At 36.4% G+C, this 18724-nt stretch carries 15 protein-coding genes; 10 read left to right on the top strand and 5 right to left on the bottom strand.

The window, feature by feature from the left end; translation table 11 throughout:
* Positions 1-163: 163 nt before the first annotated feature.
* Together BVC89_RS18445 and BVC89_RS18440 are read right to left on the bottom strand one after the other, a co-directional pair.
* Entirely contained in the window at positions 164-838 is a 675-nt protein-coding gene (locus BVC89_RS18445; RefSeq protein WP_086932607.1) for a response regulator, read from the bottom strand.
* A gap of 10 nt (positions 839-848) precedes the next feature.
* Positions 849-2294 carry an ATP-binding protein gene (locus BVC89_RS18440; RefSeq protein WP_086932606.1) on the bottom strand — a complete coding sequence of 482 codons (1446 nt, stop codon included), beginning with the start codon at positions 2292-2294 and terminating at the stop codon, positions 849-851.
* Positions 2295-2465: 171 nt separating this feature from the next.
* On the opposite strand from BVC89_RS18440, the gene BVC89_RS18435 reads away from it, so the two are divergent.
* The 3 genes from BVC89_RS18435 (at position 2466) to BVC89_RS18425 (ending at position 5434) form a co-directional block, all read left to right on the top strand.
* Complete coding sequence (locus BVC89_RS18435; RefSeq protein ID WP_086932605.1) at positions 2466-4118, top strand: cytochrome-c peroxidase; 1653 nt, start codon at positions 2466-2468, stop codon at positions 4116-4118.
* Between the two features lie 100 nt (positions 4119-4218).
* Entirely contained in the window at positions 4219-4815 is a 597-nt protein-coding gene (locus BVC89_RS18430; RefSeq protein ID WP_086932604.1) for a hypothetical protein, read from the top strand.
* A 292-nt stretch (positions 4816-5107) separates the two neighbouring features.
* A complete protein-coding gene (locus tag BVC89_RS18425; protein WP_103654284.1) occupies positions 5108-5434 on the top strand; it encodes a hypothetical protein in 327 nt (108 codons plus the stop codon).
* 729 nt (positions 5435-6163) lie between these two features.
* Here BVC89_RS18425 and BVC89_RS18415 read toward each other — a convergent pair.
* From BVC89_RS18415 to BVC89_RS18405, 3 genes are all read right to left on the bottom strand, one after another.
* Positions 6164-7246 carry a fibronectin type III domain-containing protein gene (locus BVC89_RS18415; protein ID WP_086932601.1) on the bottom strand — a complete coding sequence of 361 codons (1083 nt, stop codon included), beginning with the start codon at positions 7244-7246 and terminating at the stop codon, positions 6164-6166.
* A gap of 679 nt (positions 7247-7925) precedes the next feature.
* Positions 7926-8195 carry a hypothetical protein gene (locus tag BVC89_RS18410; RefSeq protein WP_086932600.1) on the bottom strand — a complete coding sequence of 90 codons (270 nt, stop codon included), beginning with the start codon at positions 8193-8195 and terminating at the stop codon, positions 7926-7928.
* A 33-nt stretch (positions 8196-8228) separates the two neighbouring features.
* Positions 8229-8615: a hypothetical protein gene (locus BVC89_RS18405; protein ID WP_086932599.1), complete on the bottom strand. Its 387-nt coding sequence runs from the start codon at positions 8613-8615 to the stop codon at positions 8229-8231.
* Positions 8616-9681: 1066 nt separating this feature from the next.
* Here BVC89_RS18405 and BVC89_RS18400 point away from each other — a divergent pair.
* The 7 genes from BVC89_RS18400 (at position 9682) to BVC89_RS18370 (ending at position 18715) form a co-directional block, all read left to right on the top strand.
* Entirely contained in the window at positions 9682-10467 is a 786-nt protein-coding gene (locus tag BVC89_RS18400) for a hypothetical protein (protein ID WP_158658019.1), read from the top strand.
* A gap of 85 nt (positions 10468-10552) precedes the next feature.
* Positions 10553-11641 (top strand): fatty acid desaturase family protein, encoded by a 1089-nt coding sequence (locus BVC89_RS18395; protein WP_086932597.1) that lies wholly within the window; start codon positions 10553-10555, stop codon positions 11639-11641.
* A 41-nt stretch (positions 11642-11682) separates the two neighbouring features.
* Positions 11683-12504, top strand: coding sequence for a hypothetical protein (locus BVC89_RS18390; protein ID WP_086932596.1), 822 nt, complete (start codon positions 11683-11685; stop codon positions 12502-12504).
* 1646 nt (positions 12505-14150) lie between these two features.
* The gene (gene fabD / locus BVC89_RS18385) at positions 14151-15032 is read left to right on the top strand and encodes an ACP S-malonyltransferase (RefSeq protein WP_086932595.1); all 882 of its coding nucleotides are present in this window, start codon (positions 14151-14153) and stop codon (positions 15030-15032) included.
* Positions 15033-15182: 150 nt separating this feature from the next.
* The gene (locus BVC89_RS18380) at positions 15183-17312 is read left to right on the top strand and encodes an AprA-related methyltransferase (RefSeq protein ID WP_086932594.1); all 2130 of its coding nucleotides are present in this window, start codon (positions 15183-15185) and stop codon (positions 17310-17312) included.
* Positions 17313-17332: 20 nt separating this feature from the next.
* Positions 17333-17593, top strand: a complete 261-nt coding sequence (locus tag BVC89_RS18375; RefSeq protein ID WP_086932593.1) for a phosphopantetheine-binding protein — start codon at positions 17333-17335, stop codon at positions 17591-17593.
* A 102-nt stretch (positions 17594-17695) separates the two neighbouring features.
* Complete coding sequence (locus BVC89_RS18370) at positions 17696-18715, top strand: beta-ketoacyl-ACP synthase III (RefSeq protein ID WP_086932592.1); 1020 nt, start codon at positions 17696-17698, stop codon at positions 18713-18715.
* Positions 18716-18724: the final 9 nt, after the last annotated feature.

Genomic DNA, 18724 nt, shown 5'->3' with positions numbered 1-18724 from the left:
AACTAATATCGAAAATGCTCTTTTTAAGATTCTTTAGACCTATAACAAGCTATTTATTATAGGCTATCGAGCAATTGTTTGAGAAAATATATGGTGATTACTTTTTTGCATATTGTCGATACTTAAAAATTATATGTACTTTTTTTGTCTTATATTCGCTGAATTATTGCTTTAACTCATACTTAAAACCGACCCCATATATGGAGTGAATATGTTCTTGAGACGGGTCGATTTGTTTTAATTTTTTGCGAATTTTTTTAACATGGCTGTCGATAGTTTTATCGCTGACAATACGACTATCACTGTAAATTTTTTGCATAATTTGATTGCGTGAAAAAACTCGACCAGGTTGATTCGCTAATGATAGCAACAATTGAAATTCTATAGCGGTTAGCTCGATAGGTTGATCCAATAACCATGCTTTATATTGATGCTCGTCGAATCGAATTGTATTTTTCGGTGTTTCTTGATGTTGGATTTCAGCACGACGCAAATTTGCCCTTACTCTCGCGACAATTTCTTTCGGGCTAACAGGCTTACATACGTAATCATCAGCACCTAGCTCTAAACCAAGTATGCGGTCAATTTCCTCTATCCTCGCGGTTACCATAATAATTGGAACATTAGAGAACTGACGTATTTCCTTGCATATGCTTAGGCCATCTTTACCAGGTAACATGATATCTAACACAATTAAATCAGGAGTATTATTTTTTACCCAATCAATCACCATATCTCCATGATCAATGATATGGGCACTGAAATTCATTTGTTCAATATAATCTTTATGAAGTTGGGCAATTTTTATTTCATCTTCAACAATTAATATTTTTTGCATTACTTTTCACTTAGTCAGAAAGAGGAAAATTCATATAAATAGCGATTCCTCCCAAGGGAGACGCCTGTGCTTCAATTGTACCTATATGTGCTTCGACGATTTTTTTGCATATGGCTAAACCGAGGCCTGAGCCACTCACTTTTTTTGTATATGATGCATCGACACGGTATAAATGATCGAATAACTTATCCAACTGATCTGGCGCCACGCCAGGCCCACTGTCTTCGATCTTTAGCGCTGCGATATTTTTATTAATGGTTAAACTTAAGTGCACGTTACCATAAGTTTGCGCGTATTTTATTTCGTTGGTGAGCAGATTATTCATCAGCTGGTTGAGCCTTTGTACATCCGCATCGATAAATACCGGATATTTGGGTAGCGATAACTTTAAGTTTAAGTTTTTGTCAGCCATGAGCTCTTCGAAACGCTCTGTGCCATTTGCAACCACATCGCGTAAATCAAGGCGCACCATGTGGTAGCGTAAGGCACCAATCTCAGCATTCGACAATTCGTAAAGGTCATTTATAAGCCTGTTTAATTGATCCACTTCTTCCTTAACGGATAACAAGTTGTCTTTTGTTAATGGTCGGATATCTTCCATCATTGCTTCTACTTCACCTAATGTAATAGCAAGTGGAGTTCTTAGCTCATGAGATATCCCGGCGATCCAGCGGCTACGTGAAGATTCATTACTCTTAAGGGTTTCGGCAAGTATCCTAACGTCCTTTGCCAGTTGACCGATTTCATCTCGACGATTCACTTTAAGGTCAGTCGTGTATTTACCCTTGGTCAAAGCATTTAATGCATATGTTAATTGTTTGAGAGGTGAAACAAAGTGGCGAGAAAGGGGGATTCCGATGCCAAACACAGAAACGCTAAGTACCACTGCCAGTACTAGAAAAGCGAGATCGAGATTCTCTTTTAAGGAGAAGTTATATTGTTCAAGAGGATAGGGTGGTTTAGGGAATGATAGCCAACCGACGGTCACTCCATCTAATTTGATGGGTACAACCAAATGTTGCGGATTATGACGTCCCACAATTATAGATTTATCAGCCTCTAGTAATGTTGGTGGTGGTGGCCCTCGCCTTGGTGGAGGGCGGTTTTCGCGAGGTGTATTACCATAAAAACGGCGTCTATCTGGCGGTGGTCTATGTTCAGGAGGACGTCTCTCAATTTGCGTGTTGCCACCTTGGCTGGTTTGCTTTCTTGGTAAGTATTCTCGTACCAGGCGATGATATGATCGAGGGTTATTGGCGAATTCTTGCCAATTACTATTTTGTCGATAGTAGTGAGAAAGTGCTTCAGTCAATGCTTGTTTAGATGCCTTTTCTTGCTCATTGACATAGGAAATAAGACCGCGATCAAAGCTCCACTGCATAAATAGATACAGTGCCAAGCAAGTGCCAAGCCCTAAGCCTGTGAGTGCTAATATGAGTTTACTTTGTATGGTCATATATAATGTTTTCCTTCCATATTTTTAATTTAGCGACTTTTGTCACAAAGAAAAACGTTATATGCGTTTTTATCTCGGATTTCCTATTTGTTTGCGAATTTCACAAGCTAGATTTGCTCGATTGCGCCTTAATCTCTTATTTGTGAATCGATTGAATGAGGTGTTAAAAACATGGAATCATATAAAAAATTAGAGGATACCGCATGTGCGCTGCGTTTATACTTGTTGGCTTTCGTATTACTTACTACCGCCTGCGGTGGCGGTTCTAGTGAAGCTGATGGATCTGACGAGAACACAGCTGCAGGGCCGACAGGAGAGGCGATCGCCGTTTCACCAGATGCTAGTGGCACTCAAGATGATGAGGTGAACCTAGATGAGGGCGACCTAGCCAGTAACGACAACCCCTCACCATTAGATGCTCAGTTAAGCCAAATTATTGAGAGTTTTTCCTGGGATTTGAACCCTTTAGTAGGGCGCGATCTCCCCAATATTGAAGCACCTCTGTCGCAACTTGGTAAAAAGTTGTTCTTTAGCAAAAGTCTTGGCGGTGATTTCGATTCAGCCTGCGCATCGTGTCACCACCCAACACTGGGCGGAGCGGATGCCTTGTCTTTGCCTGTCGGTGTTGGTGCTACCGAACCCAATCTTATTGGTATTGGTCGCGAACATATGGACGGTGCACCGCTGGTTCCACGTAACTCACCGACAGTTTTAAACGCGGGACTTTGGGATGTAGGTATGTTCTTTGATTCTCGCGTGGAGAGCTTAAGTGCGCAGGAAGGAACCAATGGAAGCCTTACTGATATTCGTACACCCGATTCAGACTTCGGTGAGTCCGATAATAATGCAGGCCCTAATTTAGTAGCGGCACAGGCACGATTTCCCGTCACCTCTATCGAAGAGATGAGATCGGAAAACTTCGAAAACGGTAGCGATAATGCAAGTGTTCGCGACCATCTTGCAGCCCGCATTGGTAACTATGGTGTAGGAGTTGATGAGTTAGAAAGAAATCAATGGTTGGTTGAATTTAGAACTGCATTTGGTAGCGTACAAGATGCCCAAACCTTGATCACTTTCGATAATATTGCGCTTGCCCTCGGTGAGTATCAGCGTTCTATGGTTTTTGTCGATACACCATGGCAAAACTACATAGATGGAGATTTAGCAGCCCTGAGTGACCAACAAAAACAAGGCGCTATATTATTCTTTACTAATGTCAATCAAGGTGGCGCCGGCTGTGCTAATTGTCATAATGGCCCTTTGTTTAGCGATAGTCAGCATCATACGGTAGCATTTCCGCAAATTGGCCCAGGCAAAGGCGATACCAACAATGATGATTTTGGCCGTGAAAGAGAAACTGGCTACAGCGAAGATCGTTATCGCTTTCGTACGCCGAGTCTACTGAATATTGTGCAAACGGCGCCTTATGGTCATACCGGTGCTTATGCAAACCTGCGCGATGTGATAAGACATTATGTCAATCCAAGAGGGGCTATTGATGATTTTTTTGGACAAGGAGGATGGTGTCAGTTACAACAGTTTGAAGATATTGATAACTGTGAAAACCTATACCCCTATGCACAAACAAACTCAGAGCGCGCACTCGACAAATTAGGCGATGAGCGACGTAACAATACCTCCTTGTTTCAATCGCCAAATTTAAATCCACAAGAAACCGATCAGCTAGTGGCATTTTTACAAGCATTGAGCGATCCTTGTATTATCGACCGTGCCTGTGTAGCTCCTTGGATTGCGGATCCGCTCAATGATAATCCAGATGATCATGTTCTCGATGCAGTGGATAACCAGGGTAATCGGTTATAGATTTTTTGTAAAACGCGAAACACTATAAACAACTCTTTTTAGTGTTTCTGTCATATACCCTATAGTCATAATATTTAATGAAATAAGTGTGGAGTTTTATATGTCTGATAAAATAAACAAGGTAGTGAGCGAAGGATTACTAAATAACCCCATTAAGTTTTTACAAAAGCATATTCTGTTAGTGCCTTCACCAGCAGCTGATCTGAATTGCTCACCCGTTAGAAACTTTGACTTCGATTCCTATATGGATGACGGCGGCATAACAACCTTAAATGGCTCTATCGATCGTGGTAGCCTGCGTGCTTATTACTTACCTTGGTCTGAAAATGCAGGTTATAGTGTGGTCTGTGAAAAATCAGAAGGTATTGATTTGATGTTTACCGCTAAACTCACCGGTTGCGCAGTTGGCTATTTACGCGCTTCTGATGGCAGTGGTGCCGTTCGGGTAAGTCACCATAATATTCAAACATCAGGTGGTGTTGCAGATCAAGCAGCGATGAAAAACAGCCTCGCGTTCGCACAAGCTTCGCTACATCCCGACGCCTACCGGCCAGATGAAAACTCTCAAGCCTATTTCTTTGGTGTTAAGATGAAAGGAGGAATGGGGAGAAGTTCAAAGTGGCGATTTTTTACCCAGAAAATAAAAATGCTAGGCTTAGGTAGTTATGAGATAGTTAGCGTTTCAGAGAAGAATTAAAGTATATTAAGGCTGTACTCTGACTTGAAGTACAGCCCATAAATATGTGTAAATCTAATCTATTTTTCACCTGTGCGCATCCCATTCTATGGGATGTATCAATAGATCCAATCGCTGAATCAACAACAAAACAACGCGATTAATCGCTCATCAGTAAAAGAAGCTTTTCTACTTTACTTAGCATATATTTTTGGGCTACTCTAGCGCGGAGGAGCTAGCTTTGGTTTTTTCGCCAAGCTAGAATTTGGAATATTAATGCCGGGAAAAGTAATACTAGGAAAAGTAATAATTCATGAAATTAAGAGCGTTAGTGATGTTGTTGTTCTCTGCCAATGCAATGGCGAGCGATGTGACAACAAGTAAGATAAAGGAATTATTAACTTACAACTCCAATGATTTTGTCTTCGTCTCGTTGGAAAAAATACCTGGAAATAAGCCTACCTGTGCAACAAACCCTTATGATTATATATTTCATCTCAAATCTGATCAGGGTAAAGCTATCTACAGTAAACTGTTAGCAGCCTATGTATCGGGAAAAAGTTTAACATTTAAAGGTACCGATGAGTGTGACCCCCTGCAGGCGAATGCAGAAGTGTTGCACTATGTATCAGCCAAATAATGTGATGGATAAAAAACTGCTAGTTAGATTATTCTAAGAAGATAATGAAAGCTTAATCTATGTAGAGGGAAGTAGACGTGAAGCTAATTTCAACAATTGTGTTAGTAGTATTCTTTTATATATTCATTACCTTAAGTGTAGCTGGAAAAGCGCCCGGCTGGAGACTCATATATAGCTACACTGAAGACTATAATGTAGTGTTTAGTTCAAATCTCGATGTAAGAATAAGAACAGAGGATGAACTTGAAAGTGATAGAATTAACTTTAAATTATTAACTGAAAAGCAATCACAAGCTTGGTTTACAGGAAGCATTTTGTTCTCTATTATTGTGTATGTGTACTCATATACGATTTAAATAGTACGTCTGCTATACTCACTTCAATTATGTTAGACTAATAATCGTTTTTAAAGTCGACTCTATAAAATCCATAAATACCATAAAAAGCGCCGTTATCCGTAGAATATTTTCAGTCTTCAACTTACCTAAAATCTAGTTTTGCTTAGAACCTATATATTTTTTATTGTTTTTTACCGACATAATTAGTATTGCTTGCTTCTTTTTCAAAAAAAATCTTCATAATTTTTAGCTCATCTAATTTTTTGTTAACTTTATTTAATTTTTTAGTACGATTGCGGCTATTTTCCGTAACAACCGCAATCTTGATTGCTATTTATCCTATCATTAAATCTAATAAAAAAATCCCGATAGGAGCAACTATTGCTGATGACTAATTTACAGTAACATTATTTGAATATGTCCAAGCAGAGCAACCTACTGCGGCGCAAGATCGAACTCGATATTGATAAGATCTTGTTTGTTGATTATCAAATGTTACTTGTGTTTGCGGTGCGTTGTAAGTTTTCTGGTTAGTAAAACTAACACCGGCGTCTAATGAAACTTCTCTATGATAGTGTGTGGCGCCAGTAACCGCAGCCCATGAAATATTGATGCTATTGGTATTTATCACAGTAGCAGTCACACTGCCGGGGCTATTGGGCAAAATGACTAAAGAATTTGACTGCCGCCAACCGGAGCAACCTGCATCATTACATGCCCGAATACGATATTTGTAAGTTCTTGGTTGCTGATTATTAAACGTCACCGATGTTTGTGGAGCAAAATATTGTTTTTGGTTAGTCCAGGTTATGCCGTCGTCTAACGATACTTCTCGATTGTAGTAAGTTGCATTGAAAACGTCTGACCATGAGATGGTAATGTCATCTTGTGATGCGCTAGCAGTAACATTAGTAGGGGGGATGGGGGCGACCATGCTAGCGTTTTCGTATTCTATATTAACCTGATACTCGGCAATCATATATTTTTCGCATACCGACCTATTGTTATGCCTACATCTTAAATTAACGGATAAGTTGGTTTGTTGAGCGAGGACACTAAACGTTAGGTTGTGTAAATCCAAGCCATTAAATTCTGAAAAAACAGCACTAGTACCTATCTGTCGGAAGCCGCTACCACTTACAATTGCTTCGTTGGAAGCCTGTATACCACTTGTGCTTAAGGTAAATCTATAAGTTCCCCAAATGAGCCCGGCAGTTAATATACTCGGCTTACTGTCGTAGCTAAACGACATTCTGACTTCTTTGATAATGCTTCCCGGTAGGACATTACAACTTCCAGGCCCAAATGAAGAGACTTTTGCATCGCCCACCCGAGAACCGTTATTCCATGTCATAGGTGGTGTGCTTAAACCGAATCGATCTATGACACATTCACCAGTATGTGCCTTTAAACTAATTAATGCCATAAAAATTAAAGTAGCAGATAGTACGATATTTCTAAATTTTATATTCATAAACCTATTTCCTTTTGAAATTTAATACTTCGAATATATAAAGAAAGTTAAAGTTTGAATTTATGAGGTCTCTAATGATAGAGATCCCTTCTAATAAATTTTTATTATTCTGGGACTAGCGCGACAGCTGTTATCTCAATAGCTATCGATAATAACTCGTTAACAATATATAAAAATACTATTGCCTTATTGTTTTTAATCAAGTATTAGTCATTGTTTAGGGAATTAGCGCCAATAAGCACGAAAATAGAATTATGCGTTTTTTCGCGTCATATTAGTCTGTAATAAGCTAAAAAAATCAGTTTTAAAAGGTTAAATCAAATTTTTCTCCTTCTAGATTAGAGTGGTTAAGCTTTATATTGCGGCCATGTAAGCCCATAATTTGGCGAGCGAGATCTAAACCAACTCCGGACTCATCTCTTTTCGTTGTAAAAAATAGTACGAATATCTTATGTGCAATATCTTATGGTTTTCTTGGCCCATTATCGCTAATGCAGATAACTATTTAGCCTCATAGATTGAGATATGTCTCCATATGAACCCTTGCATTATCTGTATTCTCTAATACTTGCTCGGCATTTTTAATAAATTGATAAGTAATTGTTCTAACATATAAGTATCTACATTTATATTCAGTTCGCTTGGTTGAATATTTACCTCGAGTGTAATGATTCTCTTGCTATTCTAACGTTACCAAAGCCATCACCTGATCAAATAGTAGACTGACTTTGATAAGGTTTCTATCTGGATCAGGAAGATTCATTAAGCTTCGATGGCTGCTGATAGATTTAGTGAGGTTTTCACTGCGACGAGAAACTACCATGACAGCTATACCAGTATCGTCTAGTGATTCCGATAAGTCGTTATTGTTATCGAATTTCCGTTTGGTACCATTGACTAGATCAGCGGAAGTTTTTGCCGAGGAAGCCACTGGAGTAATATTATTCATTATCTCATGCGTCAGTACTCGAACGAGTTCTCGCTAAGCTTGTAACTGTGCCTGGTCTAATTCATTCTGGATATTTTGCGTGCTAACTAAAATATCCTGTTTTCCTTGTATACTTATATGTGTTGCTGTAAGTGCAAGCTGCTGCTCCATATCATCTATTGAAAAATTAACTGAACGTTGTTCTCCAGGTTGAATTGCTAAATTTTTTTTAGAAACTATCGCCAATTTTTTTAAATCATTGATATTAGTTACGGAGTGATTACTGAATGAATACTTGGCGTTATTATTTAGAAATTCGACCTTTCCATCCGTGTGAAGGCACATGAGTGGAACCGGAACGTGCTGAACAAAGGCTTTTAGCTGGCATAAATGCGCTTCTTGTTCCGACCTAACATTTTCGAACCGCTTGAGTATGCACATCAAATGTGCTATTTAGTTTTTCAAAACCGCTACTCATTGAGCTTGAATTAAAGTGTTGTGAAAAATCTGCATAACGCGCCGCCTCAAAAAGGCGCACTAATACGGAATTGGTTTTTGAGACAAAGCCAAGTAATTCATTAATTTGTATAATTCAAAGTAGTACCAATAAGAAAGAAGTAACAGCGTGATTTTTTGAGTGCTTATAGGATAGTTTTTTATCTAGTTTCTCTAAGTTGTCCAAGTTCTCTAAGTTCAAGTCAACCTCATCATCTTCTATCATGGGTGTACTTATTACTCCTGTTGACACGTCGTAAGTTATTGCTTGAGGTATTGTTTTCTCCGAAAATTATCAATAAATGTTTTGCGAGATGAATGCTTACTCATAAGGTATTTATTAGTTTAGGGTGGCAGCATGATTATTCCTTCTATTATTACATAAGACTAGTGTATCTTAATTCCTGAGGGTATTCCGGCAAGGCATATAATATATGCCATCCGATCACCTAATCTTTGTATTATATCCCCAGATGCTAGAAACTAATTATTTTTTCCTTGGTTTATGAAGAACTCCTCAGGCAGATACCTTGTTGTCTTATTGCAGCACATTAACCCCAGAAATTGATTGTTAAATATACCTAATTTAATGTAATTCTATGCCATATCCTTAAGGCGTTATCAGTAGTTGAGTGTGAGATATATAAAATTTGGAAGGGTTTAGATTTCATAGTAGTGCTTAAATATAGATGCTTTTATAAGTGTTAGCCTCTATTTATAGCAGGTGTGGTGGCAATTTTTTAAGTTAGTTAATATGACTTCTTTTGCCATTACTTCTAATAAAGTTTAAGATTTAATACTTTTATAGTTTACCCCTTTGAAAAACAATTTTATCCAAGAAAACAAAGATATCATATCTTTAATATAAAAAGCTCGACATCATATTAAAAATTAATTCATTTTACTGCCAACAATTGACTACGTAATACTTATTAATAGATCCTTCCGTCGCATATAGAAAATTTGGAATATCTATATGTTAAAATTGACGAGCACTAATTTGGCATTCCTCATGAAATTAAAAAAACGTGAATTCTCATTTAAGGAGATAAAAAGCCAGGAAAGGTTTAACAGAATTATTAGCGATATCTATAATATAGTTTCGCAAACATTCATAGGGTTTAATGAAATGGATATCATAGGTATCGTTCGACACCCATTAAATAAAGATGTACGAGCTCTCTTAGTAGAATGTAATGAACAGGTTGTGGGATTTGTTATTGTCCAACGAATATCTTTAAATTTGGGGTCAAAAACAGTTAGCATATTCAAATCTATGGCAGCGGTATATCCTGAGTATCGAAGGAAGGTAAAGCTGTCAAATTATGCCATTGAAGTTGTTCTTAAACATAAAATATGTTTCCCCTTTAGAGAAATATATTGTTTCGGGCTCTTTATTCATCCGTCTGTTTACTATACTTTTCAGCGCGTATGTTATGAATTTTACCCGCATTACAAAAAAGAAACTCCCGAACCTTACAAACAATTGGTTGATCATATTGCCAAGAAGGTTGGGTATGTTGTTTTAGACGCTGACAAGTTGATAGGGAAGACAAGCTCTTTTATAAAAAGTATTGAATCACCTGAAGTCCGTGATTATTGGTATCGTCACCCATCACCTCATGTTGAAGATTTTATAGAACGAACAGGATACCGTGATGGTATTGGAGTATTTGTCTTGGTTCCTTTTACTTGGAAAAATATTATTATGACAATTCTAACAGAAATAAGATCTAACTTAGTTGTAAAAAGAAGATCAGCCTCAAAAAAAATAAATACGGTAACCATTAATAAATAAATATTTGTAAAATTTATCGATATTTATTCTGTCTAAAAATACAACTTCAGGTAATTTAAAAAATACTTTATTAAGGTTACGATACATGAGCACCACGAAAAATAGATGGCATCAATTGCGTGCTCAGCGAGCACTGCGTGAGTGGAAAATAGAACTACCTAAGCGTCACAGCAAAAGAACGGTATGTGCTATTTTTTTTACTACTGGGCTTCAGTTTCTACTCTGTTATCTAAGCACTCATATGTCGCTCTTAAATATAATAATTATGGCATATATTGTAGGTGCTTTTCTTTGTGTGTATATTTTTTCAAATTGCCATGAAATCTGTCATAACTTGGTGCACCCTTTCTTCTCAAATAAGACAGCAAAAAATATCTTATTAAGGTTTGCCAGCCTGCCTGACATATCTTCTGGTAATTATTTTTATTATAAGTGGGGGCATATATCTCATCATCGCTTTTTAGGAGAGCACTCAATTGACGAGATTATAGAAGGAGCCTACGAGCGCCCTCTAGATCTTGATCCAATTACACACTTAAGAAATATGTATTTGTTTAGGAATGAAAAAGACGGCACTCCAGTATATCGATTTGAAAAAATTCGCGATAATAAATGGTTGAGAGCTATTGTTCTTTTCGGCATGCCTGTAATCGACACTTTGAAATTACCAATGCTTGTTCCCTCTCGTATAAAATTACTGATTCAGATGGAGAAGTCTGGACGCTCTACAGAACGTATTAAGGATGCGCTATCACAAGACTTTATCGTGTTATTAAGCTTTTTTATTATGTACCTAATATTTGGCAATTTTAATTTCTTACTTTACTTATATGCTTCCCACTTGTTCTACAAGGGTTTTATGCACCCTTATTTATTTCTCTGGGTAGGAATACACAAGTCTGGTAAAAATGATGAAGACGGCTATCAACCAACAAGTTCTATTTACGCGAAATTTTCGGGGTTTTTATCTGGGGGGATCAATTATCATATTGAGCACCATGATTTTCCTGGAATACCCCGCAATCAACTAAGAAAAGTTAATAAGAAAATTCCTCAGCTATATAATAAATGTTTTTCCTTTAAAAGCTATCGAGAGATTATTAACTACCTGAAGCGGGATATTTACGATCATTCCTACCATTTGCCATTAGAAGAAAAAAGTACTGCATCATAATCTTACTGGTTGTTTTTTTGTATTTTTGAGAAAATAGTTTAATGAAAAAGACAATAATTAGTTCTTATCTAGAATTTATAGTATTGGCTGTCATTTCTTTAGTGTACTTTTATGGTATTGCATTGCTAGCAAGAACAACACTATTATTTGAAATATCATTCTGTATTATATTACCCATATTAATATACTTTTCAAAAACTGATGATGAGGTGAAAACACATCGTAGAATTATTGAGTTAATAATAATCGAGTCATTCTTTTTACTTGTTGTTATCGCATCAAAAGCTTCTATCTATTTCGAGAACCTTGCTTTAAATAGTGTTGTAGGGTATGCATTTTTGTTGTTTTTCCTTGCTCAAACATTCTTCTTTTTATTATATCAGTATAAGATAAAAACCTATTTTGGGATGCTGCGTTCTATTCTATTATTAGTAATGATATTGTTTTGGTTTGCAGAGAGCGAAAAATCGAGCTTGATAGATGAACAAGGCCGTTTCTTATTTTGGAATGGAAATGCCTCGTTAGCAATACAAGTGTACTATTGCTTTTGGTTTGTAGGTGTGATTTTGGTGGATTCCGTTTTATTACCAAACTACAGACAAGTTGTGCCTCACTCAGCTTCGGTAGTTGTTTCACTATGGTCTGGTGAGTTTTTTCATATAAGATTACTTACAGCATGTCATCTTTTTGTTTTAGACTTTTTATTTTCTTACACATCTACTAAGAATATTACGGAAGATAGGAGCTCTTTTTGTATTATCACCGATCAACAACAAATCATTTATGATGTGTATATAAGAAAGCTGCTGGATTGGATTACATTACTAGTTTGTATGTTAATTTTTATTTTACATTTACTATAATATTGAAATTCTCCTTTTTAAATAAATACTATTCACATCGTAGCTTCAGTGTTTAGTTTCCTGTTACATCGCATTGATCTTAAAAATAAATATACCAAAAAATTGAAAAAATGGCACTTAAATGACTATCGTTTTTAAAATGGATGAGTGGCCAATTACCTTTCATTTTAATTGCTAACATTTTCTGCCGCTATGAAAGTGTTTTTATTATGGATTTTTGGCATCAATTATAGATCGAGTGATATAATTATCACTTTCTTTTTTAAGTTGAATTATCGTGTCTTATTTTTCCTTTTTTTGAATTTTGTAGGATCATCTAGGTATTTTATAATTCTTTTATTTTTCGAGGTGTTCTTGGTGTGCCTCCTTTTTTGGCAAAGGTATATCAGACATAAATGCTAGTGGATACTGAAATTAAAGTTGCGCACCTGGATAAATAAGTACTCGCGACATAGATTATATGTACTTATACATAGATAAATATAAAACTAATCGTTCTCTAGCTCACACTAATATCAAAGCCTTATCAATATTATAGAGATTTCCATATCTTCTTTCTTATATGCAATCATCATTATCTCTGAGGCTACAGCTTGATGCATATGTACAATAAATGCCTTAGATGATTTATGATTATCTAGGTGTCAAGAAGCTGACCTTATATATTTATAAACCTCAAGATACTTGATGGGTTAATCTGTTGATCTTCTTATTTATGACTGTGGTGATGCCATATTCCAAAATATTACGACAGAAGATGCGTCGAAATTAATAACATGCTTTTGCCAACTACTAATTTTCTAGTATAAATTCACTGGGCGGTGCCTCATCAAAAATAGAACGGAAAAAACTTTAATGATGAGACGAGGATGCTTTTGTCACTTATTGCTTCTAAATTTTATCTCTTTGTCGAAGTAGCTATATAATCCATTGATGTCCTTAAAGCAAAACGAAAATTAGAATGTCTTGTAAATGAAATAACGATTTCTTCAGAGCGTAGATGTTGGCAATAACGAAAGCGTTGTATATGTATATGATTTTTATGGGGTTTAATACCAAATTTATTTGGTGGCAATTATTTTTTTGTTATGTTTTCAATTTTTTCAAAGTATAAAGTAGTTATGTTTTTAAACCTTTGACATCTGAAAATATATATCATCAAAAATTATTAGAGTATTATCGACTTATCTCATCTTATCGAATTATATAATTATAGACAGTTAGTCAAAAAAAGGTTGTGCTTTCTTTCTGAATGCAATGTTTTTTTGTTTTGGAAATTTTTTTCGAAGTTTTTAAAGCTTTGGCCGTTGGCTAGTTTGTGTTGGTGCTTTCTATAGCATTAAATGCTTTTGGTCATGAATTGACTTGCTCGTGTTAGTGATTTAAATAATGTTGAAAATTATCTCTGTGAAAATATAACTAGGAGTATCACTTTTTCTAGTTGATCTATTAGTCAAAAATAATATGTTAGTGTTTTCGATGATTTTTTTGGAAATATAAATTAAAAAAAATAAATTATGTGGATGAGGTTTGAAATAAAACTACACTAGCATAGTAATAAAATATTAAGCTCAGTCTTTAAGTTCGATCTTATAGAAGATCTATTTTTGATGGTTTTTTACGAATGATAGGTGTGAGAGGGTTTTATGAAAGCATACTTGTTTCCTGGTCAGGGTTCTCAATTTGACGGCATGGGAGAAGATCTATTTGACGACTTTTCTCATTATACAAATATTGCAAGTGAAGTTTTGGGATATTGTATTAAGTCTCTTTGTATAGAAGGAGGAGAGAAGCTTAATAAAACTGAATTTACTCAGCCTGCAGTATTTGTTGTAAATGCATTGTCTTACATGAGACATATACAAATCAATGGTATGCAAGCCAACTACTTTTCTGGTCACAGCCTTGGTGAGTTTAACGCTCTTTACGCCGCAGGTGCGATGAGTTTTACCGAAGCTCTAAAAATAGTTAAAAGGCGAGGCGAATTAATGTCCGAGGTAACTCAAGGAGCAATGGCCGCTGTAATTAACCTTGGAGAACAGGATATACTAAGTTGTCTATTTGACCACGGACTAGATTCTATTGATATTGCGAACTACAACTCACCTAAACAAATTGTGATATCTGGATTAGTTGAACAAATTAATCTTGCTATGAAACCTTTAGAAAAAAGAGGTGCTTATTTTGTACCACTAAAAACTAGTGGTGCATTTCATTCACGTTTCATGCTAAATCCGAAAGAAGTATTTTATCAGTATCTACGAGAATTTGAATTTTCAGAGTTATCGGTTCCCGTAATTTCGAACAAAGAAGCAATGCCTTATAGTGTAGATTCTTTGAAAATAACTTTGGCTGAACAAATGACTAGCCCTGTTAAATGGACACAATCAATTGAATACATGCTTGATAGAGGTGTAAATGAGTTTTTGGAGATGGGCTGCCGTGAAATACTTAGTAAATTTGTAAATGATATCCGTGGAGATCATCTGAAATTACACCCTATAGGTGAAGAAAAGGTGTTGTTGTAACCACTTCAAATATAAAAATTTGGTTTCCTTATTCGAAGATGTTTTTATAGAGTTTTTTTGCAACTAGATACATGAACCCGGCTTAATAACTTGCGATATCTTCAGTATTGTGTGACGTATTAATCATTATCAATTTGAGGTTAGTGTCTAATGTCCTTTATTTTAAATCGATATATGCATGCTTATGTCATTTTGCCTGTCGTAGCGTCATTTGTTGAACACAACGTATTTAAAGATATTTCACTAGGAAAAAAAGAACTTGAAATCATTAAAGCTCAAGGAGCAAACTCAGGGTATTTTAATATAGCCTTAAGACTATTTGAGTCATTAGGGTGGGTTTGTAGAGAAACAGAAGCGATCAAAATCACAGAAAAACTCCCACAACCTAATAAGTTTTTAGGTGGTTTTGTTGGGTTTTACGATATTCCTTTTGAGGATTGTCTAGGCGAGCGCGGAATGTCTATGGAAGATTTTTTTGATAACTTACATCTTCCTCGCTATCTTGACTATTTAAAGGAAGCTGAATACGAGAATGATTTTTTCAATAGTTTCGATTGTATAGCCGCTGGTGCAATAGCACTTCCGGTTTTATATGTTTTAAGCTCAACGACCGATATGCCTGAGATAAATCGCGCTATATCACACATTAGTGCCAAACATCGTGAAAATATTATTCACTTACTGGTACTTTGTGGTCTTCTTCAGCGAGGGTCTAGTATAGAAGAATATGTGACAACAGATCTTGGAAGAGCACTTTGGGGGAGTATTAAAAATGCAGGTGTTACTCTATCTTATAGACCATTACTCGCAAAAATAGAACAACTACTATTTCATGATGTGAATAATCTTTTTCAAAGACTAGACGAGGAGACACATGTAACCCGTGAACTTAATGTTATTGGATCCGGTGCTCAGCATGAAGTTTTCTTCAAAGATTTTATTGGCCATATAAAAGAATATATTAATCGTTCTGATGTGGACGTGCTTGGTTTAGTTGATATGGGGTGTGGTGATGGCACCTTACTAAAAAGTAGTTATAATACGATTGATATAAAGACTAGGCGAGATAAAAAGCTAACATTAATTGGCGTTGATTTAAACAAACCTGCTCTAAATATAACGGCTAGAAACTTAGATGATATTCCCAACTACTTGTGCACAGGAAATATCATTGATCCGAGATCCCTTATAGCGAATCTATCACTGCAGGGGTTTGATAAAAATGAGTTGCTACATATGAGGACTTTTCTTGATCATAATTGCCCCTTAAATAAAAATTTAGTAAAAAAAGAGGGCCTTAGTACTACGGACTCACATGATGATGTTTATGCTGATGATGAAGGCAATGCTGTTTCTAACACATCAATAGTTAAAAACCTCAATGAAAATTTTAAAAATTGGTCTGATTGTGTAGGTAAGCACGGACTTTTAACATTAGAAGTCTTTTCCTTGTCTCCCTCGACTGTAAACAAATATTTAGAAGAAACAGAAAGTCTTCATTTTGATGCGCTTCATGGCTTTTCAAACCAATATCTAGTAAGTGCTAATGCCTACTTACTGGCGGCCGCTAATGCTGGGCTGTTTGTCGATAAAGTATCATTTATAAAATATCCGCACTCATTACCTTATTGTCGAATTAGCCAGCAGCATTTTTTTAAAAAAGATTTCTTAATAAGAACTGCGCTAGAAGGTGACATAGACGCGCTCGTTTATTTGGAAGATGTGAGTCTCCCTGAAAACCTTAGAGCTAGCAGAGAAAATTTGAAGAAACGGCTATCTCAATATGCACATGGAATATATTTAGCTTTTAAGGAAGTTAACGATGAAACTCATCTTGTGGGTGCTTTATACACACAGCGAATTAATCGGGAAGGAGATTTACAACATATGAAATATGACTCTGTTGAAACCTATCATGATAATAAGGGAAAAATTTGTCAATTAATAAGCTTGCAAGTTGACCCATCACAACAAGATGGAGTTCTAGCAAAAGAGTTACTTTCATTTGGTATTTTAAATAATTTTGTTAAAGAAGGCATTAGAAAAGTGGTTGGTATTTCTCGTTGTGCTATGTATCGAGCGAGTAAAGGGGATTACCTAGAATACGCTAAAAATAATAATAAGTTTGGCCACTCAAGAGATCCGATATTGCGTATGCATCAACAAGAAGGGGCAAAAATTGTTGATGTGGTGGAGGGATACAGGAATAAAGATATAGATAACTTAGGTTATGGCGTTCATATAGCTTACGAGTTTCGATCGTGGTTAAAAAGTATTTAGAGGACTGAGGACTTAATGAAATGAATAAAGACAAAATATTTGTGATGGTTAAGGAAACAATTAAAAACGTTGTACCAAAATTCGAAGATGTAGATATTAATGTAACGGATAGTCTAAAAGAAATTGGTCTGAATTCCATTGAACGAATGGAGGTTACTATATTACTGATGGAGGAACTTGAGATCGATATCCCTCGGATAGAATTACTTGGCCCCAAAAATATTCAAGAGTTGATTGAGTTATTAGAGAAAAAGAAGGCGCTAATGGGCAGTACGGCGTAACACAATAATGAAACTATGCGATTAACATATAGGTATGATGGAAAGTAAAAATAGCTTAAATAAGTAAATGCTAAATATCTTGATATCAAGAAGGGGCTACATATGATAGCGGTGGTGCGGGGAATTGGGGCATGTGTCCCACCAAAAGTTGTAACTAATGAGCATATCGCAGGTGTATTAGATGTAGATACTCAGTGGATTTTTCAAAGAACAGGAATAAAAAGTAGGAGGGTGGTGGATGGAGATATATCAACTTTAGATCTGGCTGTTAAGGCAGGAGCTAGAGCTATTGAATCATCTGCCTTACATTCCATTGACTTGGTGTTGGTCGCAACTACTTCCCCTGAAAGGCTATGTCCAGCGGTTGCGCCGGAAGTCGCAAATACCCTGGGCCTAAGAGGTGTTGCAGCATATGATATTTCAGCGGCATGCTCAGGATTTGTATATGGATTGGCGACAGCAAAAAGTTATATCGAGTGCGGCATCGCTGAAACAATATTACTTATTGGTTCAGAAGCGTTTACTAAGTTTGTAAATACCACTGATCCTGATACCTATCCGATTTTTGGTGATGGCGCCGGTGCTTTGGTTATTCAGAAAGGAGATACGGGTGAACCCGGAGCCATAGGAGGCTTTGATTTGGGATCAGACGGTGCTTTAAGTGACGCTTTGTGTACGCCCGCTGGCGGAGCGAGGCAGCGAGTAAGAGATAGCGCAGGAAAGTGTGCTCAGCCTGCAGATTATTATCTCAGTATGGAAGGTGGGACGGTCTATGAAAATGCTGTAGCACGTATGGCTGATTCAGCGGCTGCGGCTTTAGAAAAAAACAAAATGGATATAACTAAAATTAATTGGATGATCGGGCACCAGGCGAATATTCGAATATTACAGACAGTCGCTTATACATTAAATTTTCCAGAGGAAAAAATCGCGAGCAACATTATCGATCATGGTAATACATTAGCAGCATCGATACCGTTACTATTAAATGACTATACACAACGTGGATTATTAAAGCCCGGTGATAATTTGCTTGTTAGTGCTTTTGGAGCAGGTTTCTCATGGGGATCAACTGTAATTAGTTGGCCCGCTTTGAGTTCTCTGCCAAAGGAATGGGATTAATTATATTAT

The organism is Agarilytica rhodophyticola, from assembly GCF_002157225.2.
Taxonomy (GTDB): Bacteria; Pseudomonadota; Gammaproteobacteria; order Pseudomonadales; family Cellvibrionaceae; genus Agarilytica; species Agarilytica rhodophyticola.
Note: the sequence above shows the minus strand (reverse complement) of the source record. Positions and strands in the feature narration are given on the sequence as shown.